Here is a 22,116-nt window from a genome sequence, read left to right as displayed (position 1 = left end):
CGAACCTTGTGCGAGCACATCACTCTGGCGCCCTCCGCAGCCGGAACTCCGGCGAGCGCACGATGGCGGTCAGGAAGGAGCGGAACCGGTTGCCGTCCTGCGTGAAGCTCCCCGCCGAGGCGTCGATCGCGCAGCGGTCCTCGGCCGCCGGCTCGCGCCCCTGGGTGTAGATGAACAGCTTCTCCGCGACGCAGGCGGCCAGATCGGGGCTCCGCCGCAGCTCCGCCGCCAGGGCAGCGAGCGAGTCGAACGACTCGTTCGCGGCGCCTTCCAGGCGCGGCTCCAGCCCGAACTCGTCGATACCGATGCTCCCATCGTACTTCCCCAGCTTGTCGTACTGGGCGAACCCGACGCCGATGGGATCAATGAGCGCATGACAGCCAGCGCACCCTTCCTGGGTGTTGCGCTTCTGGAGGACCTCGAGATAGGTCAGGCCGGAGAGCTCGCTCTCCAGCTGCTCGAGGAGCCCCGCGGGGATCGAGATCTTCTCGCAGAGGAAGGCCGCCCGGAGCCACTGGCCGCGCACGGCGATGAGATCACCGTCGTTCTTGGCGCTGATGAGGCTCGCGTGCGTGAGCAGCCCGGTGTTCGCCCGGTGGTGGCCGGCCGGGAACTCGACGCGGCTCACGCCGTCCCCCGGCACCTCGAGGCCGTAGAACTTGCCGAGCGCCGGGGTGACATACGTGTGGTTCGCGGTGAGCGCGTCGAAGAAGTCGACGTCAGGGGTGAACGCGTGCTCGCCGAGGACGAGCTCGCTCTCGGCGATCATGTCCTCGAGCAGCGCGGGCGTGAACGACGCGTCCGGGTTGACCGGCGCGCGGAGCTGCTCGAAGGTCAGCCACTGCTTGAAGAAGGCGTTGAAGAAGACCTGCGTCCGCTCGTCTCCGACCATCTCCTCCGCGACCGCGCGGAGGCCCTCGTCGCTGTCGAGCTCGCCGGACTCCGCCCGCTCGAGCAGCGCTGCGCTCGGGGACCGGCCCCACAGCGTGAACGACAGCCGCGACGCGAGCTCGAGCGGCGTCAAGGTCGACGTCTCCGAGCCGGCCGAGCCGACCTCGATCCTGAACAGGAAGCTGGGCGAGGTCAGCAGCGCCTCGATGACGAAGCGGAACGCGTCCTCCCTGTCCCGCGCGACCTCGCTCGCCCGCGCGACCAGATCGCTCGCCTCCTCGGCCGAGAGCGGCCTTCGATACGCCAGCTTGCCGAAGCGCTGCACGAAGCGATCGAGGCAATCGTCGGCCTCCGGCTCGCAGCCGAGCACCGTTGTCCGGCGCGCCTCGTCCGCCATGAGCTCCTGCCCGAGCGTCTCCGCGATCGCCAGGTAGGCGCGCAGGTGCTGATCCGACACGTTCTGGAGGGCGGCGATCGTCCGGAAGCCGCCCTGGCCGGTGTCCTCCGGGATGCTGTCCACGGCGGGCGGCTCGTCGAGCTGGAACAGGTCCTGAAGGGTCAGCTGGACCTCGACCTTGGACAGACGGCGCAGCACGCCGGGGCTCGTTCGGGCCTCTCTGCAGTCGTACGCGGCCGGCTTCCCGGTGGTCGGGTCGATGGGCCTGTCGTCGTCGATAGAGCTGCCCGGGCTGCCATCGCCGAGCTGCCCGGTGCAGGCAGCCGCCGTCAGGCCGACGAGCCCCATCGCGAACATGCCCGCCGCGATGGAACGGCGGAGAAACGGTACCGATCGATCGGTGTCGGGCGGCGCTGTCTTGCTCATGGAGTGACCAGCCGTTCGGGTGGAATTCACCTGGCCCATGCCGAGGCGTGTCCCGGCGATGAGCCGCGACATGGCTAAGGAGAATATTTGAAGCAGAGCGGTACGTGCGCCCCGGCGTCACCTCGGGGCTCGGTCTACATTCCCGATGATCGCTCTTCTGATCCAGGCTTACCCTACTTCCGCCCGCCGACCAACCCCTTCGTCGGTCGCCCGGAGGCCCTCATGCAGAGGCATTCAGGGCGGAAGAAGCATTCCCTCCAATTTTCCGGAGAAATTGAAAAGGGAGACGGGGAGACGGGGAGACGGGAGAAAAAAAAAATCTTACCGATCTCCCTCCCCGTCTCCCTGTTCAATTTTCCGCTCCCCAATGCCAATCCATGAAGGGAATTGTCAGATGAAGCGGACCGATCTGCTCCAGCGCGCCGAATTCGCCCTCTGACCGTCGGGCTCGACACCCATGCTCGCGGCGCTCTCGGAGTCTCCATGAGATCGGGTGGGGTGGTCATCTCTGATAACTGCGTCGCCGGCCGCCTGTGCGAGCCGGGTGACGGCGCGGACTGCCGCGCTCGATCGCGCGATGATGCGAACCAGCTCTTGCGCGTCCCGGAAATCCCGTTCTTCGATCCTGTCCACCCTTGATTTCCACCGGAGCGGCGCTGTACCTCGGCGTTCTCGTGTAGGCTCCGGCGCGGGCGCAGACGCGGGAGCAGAGGAGCAGGGCGTTGAGGATCACATGCGTGGGCGGCGGGCCGGCGGGCCTCTATTTCGCCCTCCTGGCGAAGCAGGCAGACCCCCGGCGCGAGGTCGTCGTGGTGGAGCGGAATCGGCCCGATGACACCTTCGGCTTCGGGGTCGTGTTCTCGGACGCGACGCTCGACGGCCTCGCCGACGCGGATCGCCCGAGCTACGACGCGATCCGGAGCAGCCTCGCCCACTGGGACGAGCTCCACGCGCACTTCGGCGGGCGCGTCCTCGTCTCGAGGGGGCACGGCTTCAGCGGCCTCTCGCGCCAGAAGCTGCTCGCGATCCTGGTGGACCGGGCGCGCGAGCTCGGCGTCGTCCTGCGCTTCGAGGAGGAGGTGACGGATCCGGAGGAGGCCCTCGCCGGGAGCGATCTTGTGGTCGCGGCCGACGGGGTGAACAGCCGGATCCGCGAGCGGTTCGCCGACCGGTTCGGGCCGCGCATCGACGTCCGCCCGAACCGGTTCGTGTGGCTCGGCACGACGTTCCCGTTCGACGCCTTCACCTTCTACTTCGAGGAGAACCGCCACGGCCTCTTCCGGGTCCACGCGTACCGCTACGAGCCGGAGCGCTCGACCTTCATCGTCGAGTGCCGGGAGGAGACCTTCCGGCGCGCGGGCCTCGATCGCGCCGGCGAGGACGAGACGATCGCGTACTTCGAGGAGCTCTTCGCCGAAAAGCTCCAGGGACACCGGCTGCTGAAGAACCGGAGCGTCTGGCGGAGCTTCCCCACGGTGCACAACGAGCGCTGGAGCGCGGGCAACGTGGTGCTGCTCGGGGACGCCGCGCACACGGCGCATTTCTCGATCGGCTCGGGGACGAAGCTCGCGCTCGAGGACGCGATCGCGCTCGTCGACAGCCTGGAGCGGCACCGGGGCGTGCCCGAGGCGCTCGCCGCCTACGAGGCGGAGCGCAAGCCCAAGGTGCTCGCGCTCCAGCGGGCCGCGCAGGTGAGCCTGCTGTGGTTCGAGAACACCGAGCGCTACATGGCGCTCGACCCGGTGGAGTTCATGTTCAGCCTGCTGACGCGGAGCCTGCGGGTGACGCACGAGGGCCTGAAGGCGCGCGACCCGGCGTTCGTGCGCGAGATCGACGCGCACGTGGCGCGCAAGGCGGAGGCGCAGGCGGGGGCGCGCCTCCTCGCCGGGGATGGGGCGCCGCCGCCGCCGATGTTCACGCCGTTCCGGCTGCGATCGCTCGTGCTGGAGAACCGGGTCGTTGTGTCGCCCATGTGCCAGTACTCGGCCGAGGACGGGCAGATCGACGACTGGCACCTCGTCCACCTCGGCAGCCGGGCGCTCGGAGGCGCAGGGCTCGTCATCACGGAGATGACCGACGTCAGCGCGGAAGCGCGCATCACGCCGGGCTGCGCGGGGCTCTATCGCCCCGGCCACGTCGAGGGGTGGCGGCGCGTCGTCGGTTTCGTCCACGCGCGCTCCCGGGCCAAGATCGGCGTCCAGCTGGCCCACGCCGGGCGCAAGGGCGCGACGAGGCTGCTCTGGGAGGGCATGGATGTGCCGCTCGAGCGCGGCGCCTGGCCGCTGCTCAGCGCCTCCGCCATCCCGTACCTGGCGGAGAGCCAGGTCCCGAAGGCGATGGATCGCGGGGACATGGACCAGGTGACCTCGGACTTCGTGCAGGCGGCGAGGCGGGCGGACGAGGCCGGGTTCGACCTGATCGAGCTGCACTGCGCGCACGGCTACCTGCTCGCGAGCTTCATCTCGCCGCTCACGAACAGGCGCGACGACGCGTACGGCGGTCCTATCGAGAACCGGATGCGCTACCCGCTGGAGGTGTTCGACGCGGTGCGGGCCGCGTGGCCGGCGGAGAAGCCCATGAGCGTGCGCATCTCCGCCACCGACTGGGCGCCGGGCGGGCTCACGGCGGACGATCTGATCGCGCTCTCGACGATGCTGCGAGAGCACGGCGCCGACATCATCCACGTCTCGGCAGGACAGACGGACCCGTCCAGCAAGCCGGAGCATGGCCGGCTGTTCCAGACGCCGCTCTCGGAGCTCGTGCGGCTGGAAGCCAACGTGCCGACGATCACGGTGGGCAACATCCAGAGCTACGCGGACGTGAACAGCATCGTCGCGGCCGGGAGAGCCGACCTGTGCGCGCTCGCGCGGGCGCACCTCTACGACCCGTACTGGACCCGGCACGCCGCCGCGGAGCAGGGCTTCGACATCGACTGGCCACCTCAGTACAGGTCGGTCGAGAGATACACGCTCCGCATGCGGTGACCCTGCGCGGGGCGAGGGAGAGGTCGTTCCCGCCCGAGCCGCTCCGCGCAGCGCCCCGGTCGAGCGAAAAAAGTGAAGGCGGGCCCTTGATCCTCACGCTACGTGAGGACCTAGCCTCCGGGGCATGGACGTGCTCACCCGCCCTGGAAACAGGGGTAACGCCATGCGTTCAGCACCGTTGAAAGTCGGCGATCTCGCCCGGCAGACCGGCCTCTCCGTCCGCACGCTCCACTATTACGAGGAGATCGGCCTGCTCGCCCCGTCGCATCGCACCGCGTCGGGGCACCGGATGTACTCGGCGGGCGACGTCGCCCGGCTCCAGCAGATCAAGTCGTTGCGCGAGCTCGGCTTCAGCCTGGAGCAGATCGCCGCGTGCCTGGACCAGCCGGGGTTCTCTCCGCTCCAGACCGTCGAGCTCCACCTGTCGCGGCTGCGCGAGCAGATCGCGCTGGAGCAGCGGCTCTGCGCGCGGCTCGAGGGCCTGGCCCACGTCCTGCGGTCGGGAGAGGACGTCTCTGTGGAGCAGCTCCTTCAAACCATCGAGGTGATGACCATGATCGAGAAATACTACACCCCAGAGCAGCTCGAGGAGCTCAAGCAGCGCGCGGACGCGATGGGCCCCGAGAAGATGCGTGAAGCCGAGTCGGCGTGGAAGCAGATCTACGACGACATGCGGGCGGAGATGCAGAAGGGCTCCGACCCGAAGAGCGAGCCGGTGCAGCAGATCGTGAAGCGCATGCGGGAGCTCATCGACGCGTTCACGGGGAAGAACCCCGGGATCGAGCGATCGCTCAACACGATGTACCGGCAGGAGCCCTCGGTGAGGACCCAGCACGGGATGGATCCGGAGCTGCACGAGTTCATCGGCAAGGCGATGAGCTAGCTCGCAGCGCCGGCAGGCCGCCGGCGGAGCGCCCGGCCGCGTAGGGCGCCCGGCCGCGCGCTCCGCCGGCAGCCGGGGGCCACGGCGCGAGCGCCCGGCCAGGTGGCCTCGGGCGCTCGCGCCGTGGCCGTTCTGCCGTGTGGGGCAATTCGCGCCACGCGCGAGGATCGAGCCGCCTCTGCGCTCGGCCGGGGCCCCGCGCGCGAAAATCGCCGACCTGTCGGGGGAGCTGCAGCCGCAGGCCTGGCACCCGCGTTGCTTTTCATGACAGCGTACAGCGCCTCCGGGGCGAGCCGCCCCAGGAAGAACCCAGCAGCGCTCCATGCGCCCACTGAAGGTCCATCATGCACCTGCCCGGAAGAGAGATCCCCTGGAAGGATTTCCTGAACGACATCAAGCAGGAATGTATCAAGGACAAGATCGACACCGTCGCTGCTTCGCTCGCGTTCTTCGGTGTCCTCGCGATCTTCCCGTTCCTGCTCTTCGCGGTCGCCCTCGCCGGCCTGGTCATCGATCCTGCCGAGTCCGCGCGGTTGATGGGCGAATTGTACCAGGTGGCCCCGCCCGCCGTGGCCAACATCCTGGGCGAGCGCCTTCAGGCGCTCACCGGGGGGCAGAGCCCGGCGCTCCTGACGGTCGGCGCCCTCGGCGCGGTCTGGGCCGCCTCGGGCGGCGTCACCGCGCTGATGGACTCGCTCAACTCTGCGTATGGCGTCGAGGACAGGCGGTCCTACCTCAAGCGCCGCGGGATCGCCCTCCTGGTCACGCTCGGCGGCGCCGTCCTGCTGACGATCGCCTCGGCGATCGCGGTCGCCACGCCGGCGCTCGCCGCGCACCTCGGCCCCTTCGCGACGCTCGTCCTCTGGCTGCGCATGCCGGTGTCGGCGCTCATCGTGATGGCGGTCCTGGCAACCCTCTATTACTTGCTCCCCGACGTCGAGCAGAAGTTCAAGTTCATCACCCCGGGGTCGGTCGTGGCGGTCGTGATCTGGGTCATCGCGTCCCTCGGCTTCTCCTTTTATGTCAGCCGGTTCGGCAGCTACGAGGTGAGCTACGGCGCGCTGGGCGGCGTCATCATCCTCCTCCTCTGGATGTGGATCTCCTCGTTGGCGGTGCTCCTCGGGGCCGAGATCAACGCCATCATCGAGCACCGCTCGCCTGAGGGGAAGCGCACGGGCGCCAAGGACGCCAGCGATACGGGGGCGGATCTGCCCAAGGCCGCGAAGGAAGAGGCGCAGAACGCCGCGGTCACGACGGGCGCCGCGCACGCCCCGCGCGACGAGAGCTCGGGCAGCGACGCGGCGCTCCCCCACCCCGCCGGCTCGCGCCGCTCGGAGCTCCATCGAGGGAGGGCATAGGCGGCGCCCCTTCACCGCCGAGCCCCGCGCAGCGGGCCTGTCACTGCCACCGGAGCCACCTTCATGCCAACTCGATACCTCCTCTCCTCGCCATCGCTGCTCGTGCTGCTCGGCTCGCTCGTCGCGGGTTGCCGCGGCGCCCCGAGCGGCGCGCCCGTGGCAGCTCCGCCGGCCGACAGCGCGAAGGGCGCGGAGACGGGGAGCGTGCGGGGCCCGGAGGGCGAGCCGACCGGCGCCGGCGGCGCGCCGGGCATGAGCAGCCCGCCAGGCTGCGGGACCGACAGCCCGATGCTCAAGTACGTGGGGCAGGACCGGGATGAGTGCGCCCGGATCCGCTTCGTGTGCGAGCCTGGCTGGAGCTACTTCAGCGACGACTGCGGCTGCGGCTGCACGAAGCAGTGACCGCCGCCGCGGGGCTCGCGACAAAAACACCTCGCCCTGGGCGGCCTGCGGCATCTAGCATCGGTGCCCGCATGCGCCCCCTCCTCATCGTGAACCCCCGGTCCAGCGGCGGAAAGACGGGCAGGCTCTTCGACGAGATGCTGACGCCCATCCGCCGCATCCTCGGCGACGTCGACATCGTGCGCACGGATCGCCCGCGCCACGCCGTCGATCTCGCGCGCGAAGCCGCGCTCGGCGGGCGCGAGACCGTCGTGGCGGTCGGCGGGGACGGCAGCATCAGCGAGGTGGTGAACGGCCTCATGCAGGCGAGGGACCGGGGCGCCACCGGCACGCGGCTCGGGATCATCGGCGCGGGCACCGGCAGCGATCTCTGCAAGACGCTGAAGCTCACCCGCCGGCTCGACAGCTTTTGCACCGCGATCGCGAGCGGCCACACGCGCCGGCTCGACGTGGGCCGCCTCTCCTACGAGACGCGCGACGGCCAGCGGGCCGACGCGTTCTTCGTCAACATCCTCTCCACGGGCATGAGCGGCATCGTGGTCTCGCTGGTCAACGAGTCGTCGCGGGCGCTCGGCAACACGCTCGCCTACACGCTGGCCTCGCTCCAGGGCCTCGTCCGCAGCCGCGTCGGCCGGGTGCGCTGCGTGACGACGCTGCGCGGGGAGCGGCGCGAAGAGGAGATCTCGACGCGCATGGTGGGGATCTGCAATGGCCGCTTCTTCGGCGCGGGCATGCAGCTCGCGCCAATGGCGAAGCTCGACGACGGCGTGTTCGACGTCATCGATCTGGGCGCCGCGCCCCACCTCCGCTTCGCCGCCGTGTCGACCGGCATGTACACGGGCTCGCACATCCGCCACCCGGACGTGCGCCACTTCCAGTGCGATAGCATCGAGCTCACGCTCCTGAACCGCGACGTCGAGCAGGCGTTCTTCCTCGACGTGGACGGCGAGCCGCTCGGGAAGCTGCCGATCACGGTCACGCTGGAGCCGAAGGCGATCGAGGTGCTGGCGCCGGCCGAGTGAAGGGGGCGGCGGAGGAGATCGCCCTCATCTCCTCCCAGCAGAAGGCTGCGTCAGTCGACAGACACGCAGCGCTCGGCATGGATCGCGGTAAGATCCGGCTCGCCGATCAGAGCCTGGTGACCTCGGCGGTGATCTCGACAGGATCCTCCTCGTCCGGCACCTGAAAACGCACTTTGAAGGTCGTCCCCTCGTCGTCCTGCATGAACAGCGTGGTCTCGCCCGGAGGGAGCCGGTACTTCTCGTGCGTTTTGTCGGAGATACCGTCGAGTTCCTTCCTCGAGACCTTGCTCGCCTCGCTGAGATCGGGGCTCGTGAAGAAGCCGGGACTCTCGTAGGTGTAGGCGCGCGGGACATTCGAGTTTCGATCCGAAGGCCGGAGGTCGCCCTCGGCCACGAAGAACAGGGTGGGAGCGCCGCCCGGGGCGCTGCGGGCGCAGTAGAAGTCGAGCGGGTCGTCATTCTCCCAGTACCTGCCCATGATGAGCTCCGCGATCTCTTTAGCCTGGCTCTGTAGGGTCGGGCGGAGGTCGGCCACGATCTCGTCAGCGGTCAGGCCGATGCTGACGTTGTGAAGCGCTAAGACCGGCTGGGCGGCGCCTTCCAGGATCTCGGGGTTGCCATCGCCGGTGGGGTCGTGGATGGCGGTCTGCGCCACGTCTGTGAGCAGCTCCCAGAAGAACTGCGGACCTGGTACCTGGGGCGGTGGATCGGGCGGAAATGAGATGCTGCTGAGGAAAACGGACCAGCCCGGCGGTTTGCCTTCCTGGCCGATGTTCACGCCGAGCACGCACGTCCCGCCAGCCCTCCAGTAACACCCCGAGAAAGGCACGCGATCGCGGTACGTGAGGTAACCCGCCGTGCCGACGATGGATTCGAGCAGGTAGGGAGGGACGGACCAGATATGATCGGTGCCGACGGGGGTATTCGGAGAGTTGGTCCTGCAGTCCGGGTCATCTTCGCCAATGCAAGGCGACACCGCGGTGGGGAGTTCGTGCAGTGCGATCCGCATGACCACGATCGGCGCCGGTGCGATGCCGCTGATCTGGAGCTTCTCGGGGTCATTGAAGTCGAACCGGAGCGGTGCGTCGCCCTCGCGGTGAAACATTGCGCCGAGCCCACTGGAGAGGTCAACTCCGGAGACCCGGCGGAGGCCGGGCTCAGCGACGATCCGCATCGAGAAGTCGAGCTGGAGGAGATCGCTGTGCGTCGTGAAGGTGCCGTCGTCGGGGACGAGCACGCCGGGATGGTCGCCGGACGGGCCGAGCTTCTGATCGAGCGCCTCGAGATCGTGCAAGGCCTCGTAGAGGTTGATGGGCATGCTCTTGCCCTTCGGATCGGAGATGGCCGGGTGCGTGCCGAGCAGCTGCTGCTGGAGAGCGCTGATGAGCTTGTCCATCGGCACGAGCGGCGTCGTCCGGTTGCTGCGCACGGACGTCGGATCCGGCTGGACCGCCAGATCGAGGGTGATGCTATCGGCGAGGATGTCGGCGAAGTCGAGCGCGAACGTGCCGGGGTTCTCATCGAAGAGCGCCTGCAGCTCCGCGAACGACGTCCCCGTCACATCGGCGTTGGCTGGCGTCATGCTCAACAGCCGGACGAGCGCGAACTCCGGGGAGGTCCGCCACTCTGCCCCGAAGCTCCGGCCGAGCTCGGTGAGCGAGCAGTCGTGGCCAGGGTTCGCGTTGTCGTTCTGCCACGAGGTCCCGCACGCGTTCTGGATCTGCTCGAGCGCGCTCCGGAGCAGCCCGGTGGTGTCGATGTCGAGGAGCGTGATCCGTTTTGCGCCGTCGTCTCCCAGCAGTTCGAGTGTCTTCGTCTTGTCCAGCTCGAATACCTTGCCGGGCTCCGGCTGATCATTGATCGGTAGCCGGAAAGTCCTTGACTCTTCGGGCGTGGTGTCCGTGCCCTGGCCGCCTGCACCGGAGCCACCGGGCTCCTCGCTGCCATCGCCGACCCTGTAGTTTTCCCAGTCAGCCCCGAGGATCTGGGCGCATCCGCTCATCACCGCGATGGCCAGGCCTGGACCGATCGCGCGCTTCCACAGGTGCTCCTCCCGCATGGCCCCCAAGGTCTCTACGCCGGGGCAACGTGTCAAGGAGGAGATCGTCCACGCCGCCACGGCCCGCATCCGCGCCATCCCGCGGGGAAAGGAAGGCAAAGCGGTCGAGGATGTCAAGGGCGAATCGCGATGCTCACCTTAGATGAGAGAAGGTTCCTTATGCGATTCGCTCGCTCCTGGAAAGCGTCGCTGTATCAACAATTTATCCACGCATCGAAAGGACCGCTTCCACGCCGCAGCCAGCCTGCAGGACACCCGAGAGCCGCCAATCTCGGCGCGCTGCTCACCGCGCTGATCGGCTCGCGTGTGGAGTTCATTGCGATCTCCCAACCCTGATCTTCGTGAAGGCAAAGGCTGGTCGTCCGAAGGACCGGATGGTCGCGCCGGTCCTGAGCTCCACGCTTGATTGAGGAGCGGCGAGGGACATCGAAGATGTCGCTCCGAGATCCCGGATTCCCCGCCTACCTCCAAAGGTCCCGCCTGAACTGCGGGCTACCTGCGAGAGTTGCTCGCCCGGATGACGCGCTGCGAAAGCCGCCGCGGCTTCCGAGCTTCCACCCCACGCGTCCCTCCGTCCCGCGCTCGCGAGCCGTCGAGTCCGCGCCGCAGCAGTGGTAATGGATCTCGCATGAGCTTCACCGATTTCTCCTCGGCCGAGCCTGCCCCTGGCGCGGCCGCTGCCCCCGCTTCCTCCGCCCCCCGGCTGCTCGTCGTCGGCTGCGGCGGCATCGGCGGCATCATCGCCGCGTACCTGTTCGAGCAGGGCCACGACGTCACTGCCTTCACGACGAACCCGATCATCGCGGACGCCATCAACGCCATCGGCTTCCGGGTGCGCGGCGAGGCGAGCCCTGGCACGGTCGGGGGCCGCGCGGTGCGGGAGCTAGGCCCGGACACCCGCCCCTTCGACTACATCCTCCTGGCGACGCAGCCGCCGCAGGTCGAGGAGGCCGCGCGGAACGCGGTCGCGCACCTCGCCCCGACGGGCGCCATGATCTGCCTCCAGAACGGCCTCTGCGAGGAGCGCGTCGCGCGCATCGCCGGCCCGGAGCGCACCTTCGGGGGGATCGTCGCGTGGGGCGCCTCGATGGTGGAGCCCGGCGTGTACGACCGCACCTCGAGCGGCGGCTTCGTCCTTGGCCGGCTCGACGGGGCGAGCGACCCGCGCCTCGACGAGCTCGCGCGCATCCTCGAGGCGATCGGACCGACGACCGTGACGGACAACCTCGCCGGCGCGCGCTGGTCGAAGCTCGCCATCAACTGCGCCATCTCGTCGCTCGGCACCGTCGGCGGCGATCGCCTGGGCGTGCTGCTCAGGCACCGCTTCGTCCGCCGCCTCGCGCTGGAGATCATGACCGAGACCGTGCAGGTCTCGCGCACGATCGGCGTGCGCCTCGAGAAGGTCGCAGGGACGCTCGACCTCGACTGGATCGCGCTGACGGACGCCGAGCGCTCCGCCGTGGGCTCGCCGGGGCTCTTCGCGAAGCACGCGCTGCTCCTCGCGGTGGGCGCGCGCTTCCGCCGCATGCGCTCCTCGATGCTCGCCGCCATCGAGCGAGGCCGCCCGCCGGCCGTCGACTTCCTGAACGGCGAGGTCATCGAGCGCGGCGCGACGCTCGGCATCGCGACGCCGATCAACGCCGCGGTCCGCGAGGAGGTGCTCGCGATCGCGGCGGGCAAGCGCAAGCCGAGCCTCACGCTGCTGCGCGCCTTCTTCGACCGGACGCGCGAGCTCGTGGGAGCGTCGTCGTCCATCCGGCCCCCGCCGCCGGCAACGCCGGCCGAACCGCCCGCGACCGCGCCGCACGAGCCGGCCGCGGCCCCGCCGTACGAGCCGCCCACGACCGCAACGAGCGCACAGGCGGACGAGCCGGGCGAGCCGTCCATGCCAGCAGCGAACGTCCAGAGCGATCTCAGGGACGCGTAAACAAGCGCCGAACTGCTCGGCGACAGAAAACCGACAAGCAGACGAGCAGCCGAAGGACACCGACACGTGTCCCGGCACGCCTGGCGTCGTCGCGGATCGAGCTCGCCGCGCCGTCGCGGCACGAACTCTTTGTCGCGCCGTGGCGTCGAAGTTCGGTAGCATCGGGCGTCTCTTCCTGCGGATCTCGAGAGATCCCTCGACGAGGAACCCTCGCATGACGCACTTCTCCCTCGCCCTCTCCTCCCGGCGCGGCGCCGCGCTCCGCGGCGCTTCCCTCGTGCTGCTCGCCGCGCTCGCCGCGTGCGGCGACGACGGAGGCGGCGGCGGCAGCGGGGCCGCGGGCGGCGGAGGGGGCGGCGGAGGCGGCGGAGGCGGCGGCGTGGTCATCGAGGAGCCGAACCGGTTCCGCCTGCGCATCGACGACGCCGAGCTCCCGTCGGTGGTGCTGGAGCTCGACAAGCAGAAGGCGCTCCAGGTCTTCGGCGAGGACGGCGCCAAGCAGATCACGATCCTCGACGTGGACACGACCGGGCTGCTCCGGAACGCGCTCGAGCAGATCCAGAACGCGTGTGGGACCTCGTGGCAGAACGACAGCCCGGACCCGGGCCATAACTGCTCGCTCACCGAGCTCGGCCAGAGCTTCGGGGCAGAGTGGCTAAACTCCCCGGAGTTCGCGCTCGTCCGGCTGCTCAGCATGACGCCCGCCAACGCCAATGTGACGGGGACGTCGCTCGAGGGGCTGCAGGCGATCTTCGAGGAGAACCCCCCCGGCACATTCGGGTTCGACTTCGCCGACGTCCTCGCCGACAGCATCACCCTCGATCTGGCGGTCCAGCCGGATCCGACGGCCGTGCGCAGCAACCGGACGGCCCCCTTCGTGCCGATACCCAAGCTCATCCTCGCCCTCCAACAGCAGCTGCTCGGCACGCACCCGGCCATCGCCAGTCCAGATGGCTTGAGGATGCCTGTCAGCCTCTACGAGGCCCTGGTCGATCTCCAGCCGCTGTCCGAGAAGCTCGGACCCAGCGGGGATCATCCAGGCGTGCTCGTGCGGGACGATGAGACGTTCACGACGAAGAGCGATGTCCTCCTGCCTGACTTCCAGATGCGCGTCGTCGCCGAGTCCGGCCTGCGCAGGGTCTCGGGGGTCGATCTCTCGAAGGGCGGCGGTGACATGTTCCTCCGGGACGGCGACGCGCCGCTCCGGTTCGACTTCACCGACCCGGAGAAGCTCCAGATCAGCGGCATCGCCGCGACACCGACGATCGATATGCGCATCTCGCTGCGCGAGCTGCCCGCCAAGGTGAAGGCGTGCATCGAGGCCGACGCGCCCGCCTGCAAGGAAAACCGTCCAGACATGCCGGTCGGCGCCGACACGGTATGGTCCACCCCTCCATTCATGATGGAGCACATCGTGGGCAAGGCGGCTTATCTCACGTATAGCGAGCGCGTGCCCTTCACAGGGTGCTACTTCCGCCTGAGCGGGACGTGCCGGGTGGGCGTGACCATCGGCCAGAACGGCGCCCCGCGCGGCTGGACGGCCTTCACCGACCTGGTTTCCGACCAACCGCCCCCGATACCGCCGTCGCAGTTCTTCTGGGAGCTGCTCACCGAGGTCGGCCAGGTCGCCATCCACGATCCCACGGGCGACGGCAGCCCCGAGATCCCCGAAGGCGCCGCCCAGCCGGTCTTCGCGCTCCACAACGTCGGCATCGGCCTGACCGCCGACGAGATCGTGGCCGACCTCCGCCCCACCCTGCAGAGCCAGGCCAAGGAGATCGCGGAGATCATCCTGGGCCGTTACTGGGTCAACAACGACGGGCTCGACTTCTTCTACGGCCGCGGCGCGCCCGACGGCGCGCCCACCTTGTTCTTCGTCGCCGAGGACGATCTCCGGCCTTCGGATCAAAGCTCGGAGGCCCCTCGCGCCTACACCTACGAAAGTCCCGGCTTCTTCACGAGCCCGGACCTCAGCGAGGCGAGCAAGGTGTCCAGCAAGGAGCTCGACGGCGTCGACGACACGACGCACGAGAAATACAGGCTGCCGCCGGGCGAGACCACGCTGTACATGCAGGACGACGAGGGCGCCGTCTACGAGGTCCGCTTCTACGTGCCCGAGAGCGACGATCCGGTGGAGATCACCGCCGACGTGGAGAAGCTCTGATCATGGAAGCGCGAGACCGCACCCGCCCCGCCGCACCCGCCGCCCGCCGGCTCTCCCGGCTCGGCCCCCTGGTCGCCGCCGCGCTCTCCTCTGCGCTGCCCGGCTGCGTCGAGGCCGTCACGGTGGAGCAGGCGCCGCCCCCGCCGGCGCTCGGCATGAACGAGAGCCGCACCCTCACGCTCGAGTTCCTGCGGTTCGACGCGAGGGGCTTCGCCAAGACGCTCACGCTCGACGAGCTCAAGGCCATCCCGCGGCCCACCCTCGAGGGGATATGGCTGCTCGATCTCGACATCTCGACGCTCATCGAGAACGCGCTGCTCAAGGTCATGTACATGCCCCCCGCGGAGATCGCGGCGCTCCCGCCGGCGTCGCGGAACCTCGTCGGGCTCCTGAACATGACGCCGGAGAACGCCGACCTCCGCGGCACGAGCCTCGAGGGCCTGCTCGGGGTCGGCAACGCCGTCGGGCTCCCGACGTCGAAGATCCTCTCGGACCTCACGGGCGCGGCCGGCAACGAGCGGCTCATCCCCGTCCAGATCACCTCACAGGCCGTCCTGGAGAACCTGGTCAGCACCCACCCGAACACCCAGCACCGGAGAGGGCCGCCGAACGACGAGCACCCGGACGGCGTCTACCCCGTCGCGCCGCACTCCATCCCCGTCACGCTGTACGACGTCGTCACCGATTTCGCCGGCCTCGCCGCGCAGTTCGGCCCGACGCCGCTCGATCCCGACGACCCGGGCGGCGCGGAGCACCCCGGCTTCATCAAGGCCGCGTCGGGGGTGAAGGCGGCCCTCGACGACTTCACGATGACGGTCCGCGTCGACGTCAACGCCCTGCCGTACAAGGGGGTCGACGCCACGATGGCCGACGTCGCGAGCGTCAACAGCACGCCCGGCCAGATAGACACCCTGTTCGATTTCAGCCAGGAGGACTGGCTCGTTCTGGACAACCTCGCCAGGAACCTGAGCATCGGCGAGCTCACGCTGGCCATCCCCGAGAACGCGATGCTCCTGCCAGGCGGAACGAGCCGGGAGCCCGCGCCGCGCGGCAATTCGCCCGTGTGGGAGCAGCCGCTCTGGGAGTTCGAGCACATCCTCGCCCGCGCGGGTGAGCTCAGGGCAGCGCAGATCGAGGATCACTGCTCCAGCTACGCGCCCGCGGGCACCTCGACGAGCGACTTCGAGGCCGTGAAGGTCTGCATCGACGAGAGCGGGTGGACCGAGATCAGCGTCGACGAGAGCGTCGTCCTGGAAGACCCGCCTCCGGCGCCGTCCTACTTCTGGGACATCCTCCTCGACGTGGCCCAGGCGCGGCTCCACGACGGCGGCCTCGCCGAGGGGGAGGCCGACCTCGAGGTGACCCTGCGCGACGTGCCGGTCGGCGTGAAGACCGAGGATCTCGTCGCGAGCATCAAGGAGAACCTCGCGAGCGATCCAGCGGTCCTCAAGGACATGGCGCTCGAGCTCAACAACAACGCCGCCGGCGACGCGGACTTCTACCTCTACCAGCCGAGCACCGAGAGCGGCGTCGCCGGCCTGCGGGATTACCTCTACTTCGTCGCGCCCGACGACATCCGCAAGGACGCGGACGGCGTGCGCGTGCGCGACTATGCGTACGAGAGCCCTGGCTTCTTCTCCGACCCCGCGCTCGAGAAGAAGGTGTCGACGACCGAGGAGATCGACGGCGACGCGCTCCACGAGAAGGTGGAGGTCAAGGCGGGAGATACGCTGTACTTCGCGGACGACGAGGGGCACCGCTACGAGATCAGGATCGGCGACAAGCCGAGCCCCCATCGCCTCTCGCTCACCCTCACCCGGATCCAGTGATCGGCCCCCCCACCGTGAGGACCCGTCTCATGCAAGGAGCTCTGCCGCCCCCGCGGCCCCGCGCCCGTGCGCGTCAACGAACACGACGTGAGCTCGCCGCGCTCTCGCTCGCGACAGGCCTCGCCTGCCTGACGGCGCGGGACGCGCACGCCTCGGGCATCGACGCGCCCTGGGTGACGAGCGGCCTCTCGGGCCCCACGACGCCCGACGCCGCGGCGGTCTACTGGAACCCGGCCGAGCTCGCGGGGGTCCAGCGGCCGGAGCTCGTCCTGGGCGCGGGCCTCATCGTCGGCCACGCGACCTACCAGCGCGAGCGGCGCGGCACGTACCAGACGCCGGACACGCTCCAGTTCAAGCTCCCGCTGGATCCGGCGAACGTCGACGCCAGCAAGCGCGGCCGCGCCGAGGAGGTGTCGACGACGCCGATCGCGCCGACGGGCAACGCCTTCCTGGCGATCCCGGTCCTGCCGAACCGCCTGACCGTGGGCGTCGGCCTGTACGTGCCTTATGCCGCGGCGCTCAGCTTCCAGGACGGCGCGCAGCGCTGGCAGCTCCGGCAGGCGTTCATCGTCTCGACGTCGCTCACGGCGGCCGCCGGGCTCAAGCTGACCGACCAGGTCTCGCTCGGCGCCGGCGTGTCCTACGTCAGCGGCCTCGCGGAGCTCTCGAAGGTGCAGGACTTCGGGAGCCTCAAGGAGTTCCACGACGGCCTCGACTACCTCAAGCAGGACAACGACTTCGGCCCGAACACGCCGTCCGAGCTGCGCGAGCTCGACGTCCTCGCGCGCTCCATCTCGATCAAGGAGGCCCTGTCGCACGGCGCCTCCTTCCACCTCGGGCTGGCCTTCAATCCCAACAAGGACCTTCGCTTCGGCCTCACGTACCAGCACAGCGCCGCGATGCGGTACAAGGGCAAGTTCGCCATCGACATGAACCACCCGTTCTTCACGCAGGACCTCGCCGAGCAGGGCCTGCGTTACAAGCCGCTGGTCGAGGGCGACGTGGAGCTCTCGTTCACGCTCCCCAAGCGGCTCACCGCCGGCGTCGGCTACCGGGTGAACGACAAGCTCAGCCTCGATGGGCTCCTCTCGTACGTGCTCTATTCGGACATCGAGGCGTTCGTCGTCGAGGCCTCCTCTCCGGACCTCGCCCAGCCGAAGCTCGGGATCACCGATCGCGTCACCGTGACGCTGCCGCGCAGGTGGAACGACACGGTGTGGGCGGAGATCGGCGCCAAGTACAAGCTGAGCGAGGCGCTTCTCGCGACGGCGTCGGTCGGGTATCAGTCGGCGGCCTCGCCGGACAGCACGATCGACGTGGCCTCGCCCGACAACCACCGGCTGATCGGGGACGTCGGGGGTGTCTTGAAGCTCAGCGATCGCGTGTCGCTCTCGGGCGACGTCCGCGTGCAGGGCATCTTGCCGCGCACGGTGACCGGCTCGGATTACGACCTCGGCAACGGGAAGTACTCGCTGGTGCTCGCGACGGTGGGCGGACACCTCAAGTTCGTGTTCTGACGGCGATTCGCTGACCACCGGCGGCACGACATCGCTGGGCAACGGCTCTGCGGCGCCGAACCGCTTTCGGGTGCCCGGCGCGAGTACATAGGAAGCGCCATGCACGTGCTGGACCTCGTCGAGGATCGGTTCGAAGTCGAGCGTTTCGCCGCCTCCGGCGGGATGGGGGACGTGTACCGCGCGCGCGATCGGCGGTCGGGAGAGGCGATCGCGCTCAAGGTCCTGCAGGGCGCCAGCGAGCGCGATCTGCGCCGGTTCGCGCGAGAGGCGGAGGCGCTCGTCACGCTGCGGTTGCCCGGCATCGTGCAGTATGTCGCGCACGGCGTGACCGGCGCAGGGCAGCCGTACCTGGCCATGGAGTGGCTCGAAGGCGTCACCCTGGAGGAGCGGCTCGCCGAAGGACCGCTGACGTTCGACGAGAGCGTGACGCTGGCCGCGCGCGTGGCGGAAACGCTTGGCGCCGTCCATGGCCTCGGCATCGTTCACCGCGACCTCAAGCCGAGCAACCTGATGCTCGTCGATGGCGACGTCGAGCGCGTCACGCTGCTCGACTTCGGTATCGCGCGCAATCTCCGGATCGAGCTGAACCTCACGTCGCCCGGAGCGCTCCTCGGAACGCCCGGGTACATCTCCCCCGAGCAGGCGCGCGGCGACCTGGCCGTCGACGCCCGCGCCGACGTGTTCGCGCTCGGATGCGTGCTGTTTCAGTGCCTCGCCGGGCGCCCGCCGTTCCTGGGCGGCAGCGTGCTCGCGCTGCTCGTGAAGGTCGTCCTGGAAGATCCACCGCGGCTCGGGGAGCTCCGCGGCGACATCCCCGAGCCGCTCGAGCGCCTGGTGACGCGGATGCTGTCGAAGGAGGCAGCGCAGCGGCCGCGCGACGGCGCCGCCGTCGCAGCGGAGCTCGCGGCGCTGGCCGACGGGCGCCCCGGCGGAGCGGGCGCCGTCTCGGCGCCGTCCGCGTCGAGCGAGGCGATCACGACGGCCGAGCGCAGGGTCATGTGTGTCATTTTGACCGCCAACGGCACAGACGAGACAGACGCCACGCACTCGGACGCCGAGGGCGCCGCGCGGACCCAGGCGCTGCGGGACATCGTGGCGCGCCACGGCGGGAGCCTCGATGTGCTCCAATCGCGCTGGCTGCTCGTCGCGCTGTCGGGCGCCGAGTCCCCGACCGACCTCGCGGTGCGAGCGGCCCACTGCGCGCTCGCGCTCCGGACGGTGCTTGGCGGCGCACCGATGGCCGTCGCGACGGGGCTCGCGGAGATCGAGGGGAGGTTGCCTGTCGGCGAGCTCGTCGATCGCGTGGCGCAGCTCATCGCCGGGCGTGACGGCCCGCTGCCCTCGGGCATCCGGCTCGACGAAGCGACGGCGAGCCTGCTCGCGAGCCGCTTCGATACGGCGCGCGAGCCCGAAGGATGCTGGCTTCGCGGCCCCAAGGCGGAGCCGGACACTGTCCCCAGGTTGCTCGGGAAGCCGACGCCGTGCGTGGGGCGCGAGCGCGAGCTCTCCCAGCTCGCGGCCGAGTGGCGCCACTGCGTGGACGAAGGCTCCGCGAGCGCCGTGGTCGTCGTGGGCGCCCCCGGTCTTGGCAAGTCGCGCCTCGCCTGGGAGTTCCTCCGCGCCCTCGAGGAGCAGCGCGAGGCCGCCGAGATCTGGATCGGCAGGGCCGATCCGATGGCGGCCGGCTCGGCGTTTGGCCTGCTGTCCCAGGCGCTCCGCCGCGCCATGCGCATCCTCGACGGCGAGCCGCTGGAGGTGCGGCGGAGCAAGGTGCGCGACCGGGTCGAGCAGCTCGAGTGGCTCGGGGCCAAGCGCCCGCACGTCGCGGCGTTCCTCGGCGAGCTCGTCGGGACGGCGTTCCCCGACGAAGGCGACGTGCAGCTCAGCGCGGCGCGGCAGAACCCGATGCTGATGGGCGATCGCCTCCGCGAGGCGTTCGTGGACTTCGTCAAGGCCGAGTGCCAGCGGCAGCCGGTGCTCGTGGTGCTGGAGGACCTCCACTGGGGCGATCTGCCCACGGTGACCTTGATCGACGCCGCGCTCCGGCACGCCAGGGACCTGCCCTTGTTCGTCCTGGCGCTCGCTCGTCCAGAGGTCGACGAGCTCTTCCCGGCGCTCTGGAGCGAGCGCCACGGCCTCCGGCTCAGCCTCGCTCCGCTGCCCCGGCGCGCGGGTGAGCGGCTCGTGCGGGAGGTGCTCGGAGAAGGCATCGGCGCCGAGCAGATCGAGAGGCTCCTCTCCTGCGCCGAGGGCAACGCGTTCATGCTGGAGGAGCAGATCCGCGCGGTCGCCGAGGGCAGGAGCGCGGGCACGCCCGAGACGGCGCTCGCCATGGTGCAGGCGCGGCTCGAGGCGCTGGACGTCGAAGAGCGACGCGTCCTGCGCGCGGCGAGCGTCTTCGGTGAGACGTTCTGGGAGGGTGGAATCGCCGCCCTCGTGGGCGGCGCGCCGGTGGCGCCGCGGCTGGGCGAGCTCGCGCGGCGGGAGCTCATCCTGCGGCGCCACGAGGCGCGTGTCGCAGGCGAGGTGGAGTACGGGTTCCGCCATGCGCTGGTCCGGGAAGCCGCGTATGGCATGCTCACCGAGCGTGACCGCCGTGTCGGCCACGCGCTCGCGGGCGACTGGCTGGAACGGACCGGCGGCGCAGACGCGATGGCGCTCGCGGAGCACTTCGAGCTCGGCGACGCGCCGGCGCGGGCGGCGGAGGCGTACCTGCGCGCCGCGGAAGAGGCGCTTCGCGGCAACGATCTGCGCACGGCGGTGGAGCGGGCCGACCGCGGCATCGGCTGCGGCGCCGCTGGAGAGACCGCGGGCAGGCTCCGCCGAGTTCAAGCCGAAGCGCATGTATGGAGCGGCGATTCCACGCTCGCCGTGGAGCGAGGCCTGGAGGCGATCGAGCGGGTCGAGCGAGGCTCGACCACGTGGTTCTCAGCCATCGAGCAGCTGTGCCTGGCCTCGTCCAAGCAGGGATCGTTCGACGCGCTGGAGCGATGGCTGGCCATGGCGGCGGATACACAAGCCGCAGGCAACGCTCAGTGCGTCAAGCTCACCTGTCTCATCGCCGGTTCGATGGTGGTGACCATGAGTGGGCGTTATGCCGAAGGGGACGCTCTGATGGAGACCGTCGAGCGCATTCTCGCAAGATCAGGGATACAAGACCTGGAGGTGATTGGACGCCTCCACGACGCGCGCGCGTGCTACGCGATGTGCACGGGTGACCTCAGCGCCGCCGCGAACCGCCTGGAGACCGCGCTGTCCGCCTTTGACCAGGCCGGCGATCGTCGCAATACCTGCAGCGCCCGAGCAAATCTCGGCTTTTTCTACGCGGAGCTCGGCGACTTCGAGAGGGCGGAGTCGTTGCTGCGCGCATCCAGGGACGAAGCCGACCGGTTGCAGCTCTGGGATCTGAAGATCGTCGTGGAGTCGAACCTCGCGCAGATCCTCACGCATCGCGGGCAGCTGGCCGAGGCGCGGAGGCTCGCGGAAGCAGGCGCCACGCCGAGCCGTGAAGCGAGCGGCGCGCGTGTGGAGATGATGTCCCGCTGCTGCCTCGGGAGGATCGCCCTCGCCGCCGGCGATCTCGAGACCGCCGAGCGCGAAGCGCGCGCTGCCATCTCGCTCGCTCCCGGCATACCGACGCTCGGCGTGCAGGCCTTTGCGGTCCTCGCGCGCGCGCTGCTCGGACTCGGCCGCATCGACGACGCAGTCCGGACAGCAGCCGACGCCAACGCCACGCTGGAGTCGTTCGGAACCATCGAAGAGGGCGAGTCGTTCGTCCGCCTGACCTGCGCCGAGGTGCTCTCCGCGAGCGGTAGGCACGACGAGGCCGCCGCCGCGATCAGCGCGGCCAGGACGGCCCTGCTCGCGCGCGCCGAGAAGCTCGGCGACCCGGCCTGGCGCGAGCGCTTTCTCGAGCACGTCCCCGACAACGCCCGCACGCTCGAGCTCGCGCGGCGGTGGCTCGGCGGCTGATCCTCGCCGTGCAAGACGTTTCTCTCTTGGTGGAGGGGAGTGGGGCTCAGGACGCTCTCATCGGATGATGAATTGACGTCGTGGCTGTTCGCCGCGAGCCGGCGCGCTGTTCTCCGCGAGGAACAGGTGTCTCCTCCAGAGAGACAGGGGGCTCGGCAGCCGCGTGCTCAGGCCCGGAGCTCCGGGGGGCGATAGGCCTCGTTTTCGGCGTAAACGCGGGAGCTCGCCGACGGACGCCCGGCCCGTTGGCCGTGGCATGGCACCTGCAAAACCGTGTCGCTGTTC

The 22,116-nt window shown here is 69.7% G+C and carries 13 protein-coding genes; 11 read left to right on the top strand and 2 right to left on the bottom strand.

From position 1 onward, the window contains the following. Positions 1–19: 19 nt before the first annotated feature. On the bottom strand, positions 20–1,714 hold the full coding sequence (locus WME82_RS46970; RefSeq protein ID WP_438040646.1) for a DUF1592 domain-containing protein: 1,695 nt from the start codon (positions 1,712–1,714) through the stop codon (positions 20–22). Between the two features lie 722 nt (positions 1,715–2,436). On the opposite strand from WME82_RS46970, the gene WME82_RS46965 reads away from it, so the two are divergent. From WME82_RS46965 to WME82_RS46945, 5 genes are all read left to right on the top strand, one after another. Continuing rightward, positions 2,437–4,698 carry a bifunctional salicylyl-CoA 5-hydroxylase/oxidoreductase gene (locus WME82_RS46965; protein ID WP_438040645.1) on the top strand — a complete coding sequence of 754 codons (2,262 nt, stop codon included), beginning with the start codon at positions 2,437–2,439 and terminating at the stop codon, positions 4,696–4,698. A gap of 163 nt (positions 4,699–4,861) precedes the next feature. Next, positions 4,862–5,581 (top strand): MerR family transcriptional regulator, encoded by a 720-nt coding sequence (locus tag WME82_RS46960; RefSeq protein ID WP_437742944.1) that lies wholly within the window; start codon positions 4,862–4,864, stop codon positions 5,579–5,581. Positions 5,582–5,925: 344 nt separating this feature from the next. Beyond that, positions 5,926–6,939, top strand: coding sequence for a YihY/virulence factor BrkB family protein (locus WME82_RS46955; protein ID WP_438040644.1), 1,014 nt, complete (start codon positions 5,926–5,928; stop codon positions 6,937–6,939). 63 nt (positions 6,940–7,002) lie between these two features. Further along, on the top strand, positions 7,003–7,341 hold the full coding sequence (locus WME82_RS46950; RefSeq protein WP_438040643.1) for a hypothetical protein: 339 nt from the start codon (positions 7,003–7,005) through the stop codon (positions 7,339–7,341). Between the two features lie 71 nt (positions 7,342–7,412). Next, positions 7,413–8,363 carry a diacylglycerol/lipid kinase family protein gene (locus WME82_RS46945; protein WP_438040642.1) on the top strand — a complete coding sequence of 317 codons (951 nt, stop codon included), beginning with the start codon at positions 7,413–7,415 and terminating at the stop codon, positions 8,361–8,363. Between the two features lie 106 nt (positions 8,364–8,469). On the opposite strand, the gene WME82_RS46940 is transcribed toward WME82_RS46945, so the two are convergent. Beyond that, the gene (locus WME82_RS46940) at positions 8,470–10,422 is read right to left on the bottom strand and encodes a hypothetical protein (RefSeq protein WP_438040641.1); all 1,953 of its coding nucleotides are present in this window, start codon (positions 10,420–10,422) and stop codon (positions 8,470–8,472) included. Between the two features lie 159 nt (positions 10,423–10,581). Between WME82_RS46940 and WME82_RS46935 the strand changes: the two genes are divergently transcribed. From WME82_RS46935 to WME82_RS46910, 6 genes are all read left to right on the top strand, one after another. Next, entirely contained in the window at positions 10,582–10,758 is a 177-nt protein-coding gene (locus WME82_RS46935; protein ID WP_438040640.1) for a hypothetical protein, read from the top strand. Positions 10,759–11,050: 292 nt separating this feature from the next. Then, complete coding sequence (locus tag WME82_RS46930) at positions 11,051–12,349, top strand: ketopantoate reductase family protein (RefSeq protein ID WP_438040639.1); 1,299 nt, start codon at positions 11,051–11,053, stop codon at positions 12,347–12,349. Positions 12,350–12,563: 214 nt separating this feature from the next. After that, the gene (locus tag WME82_RS46925) at positions 12,564–14,513 is read left to right on the top strand and encodes a hypothetical protein (protein WP_438040638.1); all 1,950 of its coding nucleotides are present in this window, start codon (positions 12,564–12,566) and stop codon (positions 14,511–14,513) included. 2 nt (positions 14,514–14,515) lie between these two features. After that, on the top strand, positions 14,516–16,342 hold the full coding sequence (locus tag WME82_RS46920) for an acetyltransferase (RefSeq protein WP_438040637.1): 1,827 nt from the start codon (positions 14,516–14,518) through the stop codon (positions 16,340–16,342). Between the two features lie 29 nt (positions 16,343–16,371). Continuing rightward, positions 16,372–17,859 carry an OmpP1/FadL family transporter gene (locus WME82_RS46915; RefSeq protein ID WP_438040636.1) on the top strand — a complete coding sequence of 496 codons (1,488 nt, stop codon included), beginning with the start codon at positions 16,372–16,374 and terminating at the stop codon, positions 17,857–17,859. A 99-nt stretch (positions 17,860–17,958) separates the two neighbouring features. Beyond that, positions 17,959–21,831, top strand: a complete 3,873-nt coding sequence (locus tag WME82_RS46910) for a protein kinase domain-containing protein (RefSeq protein ID WP_438040635.1) — start codon at positions 17,959–17,961, stop codon at positions 21,829–21,831. Positions 21,832–22,116: the final 285 nt, after the last annotated feature.

The organism is Sorangium sp. So ce128 (assembly GCF_051525245.1).
In the GTDB taxonomy this organism is placed as follows: Bacteria; Myxococcota_A; Polyangia; order Polyangiales; family Polyangiaceae; genus Sorangium; species Sorangium cellulosum_B.
Note: the sequence above shows the minus strand (reverse complement) of the source record. Positions and strands in the feature narration are given on the sequence as shown.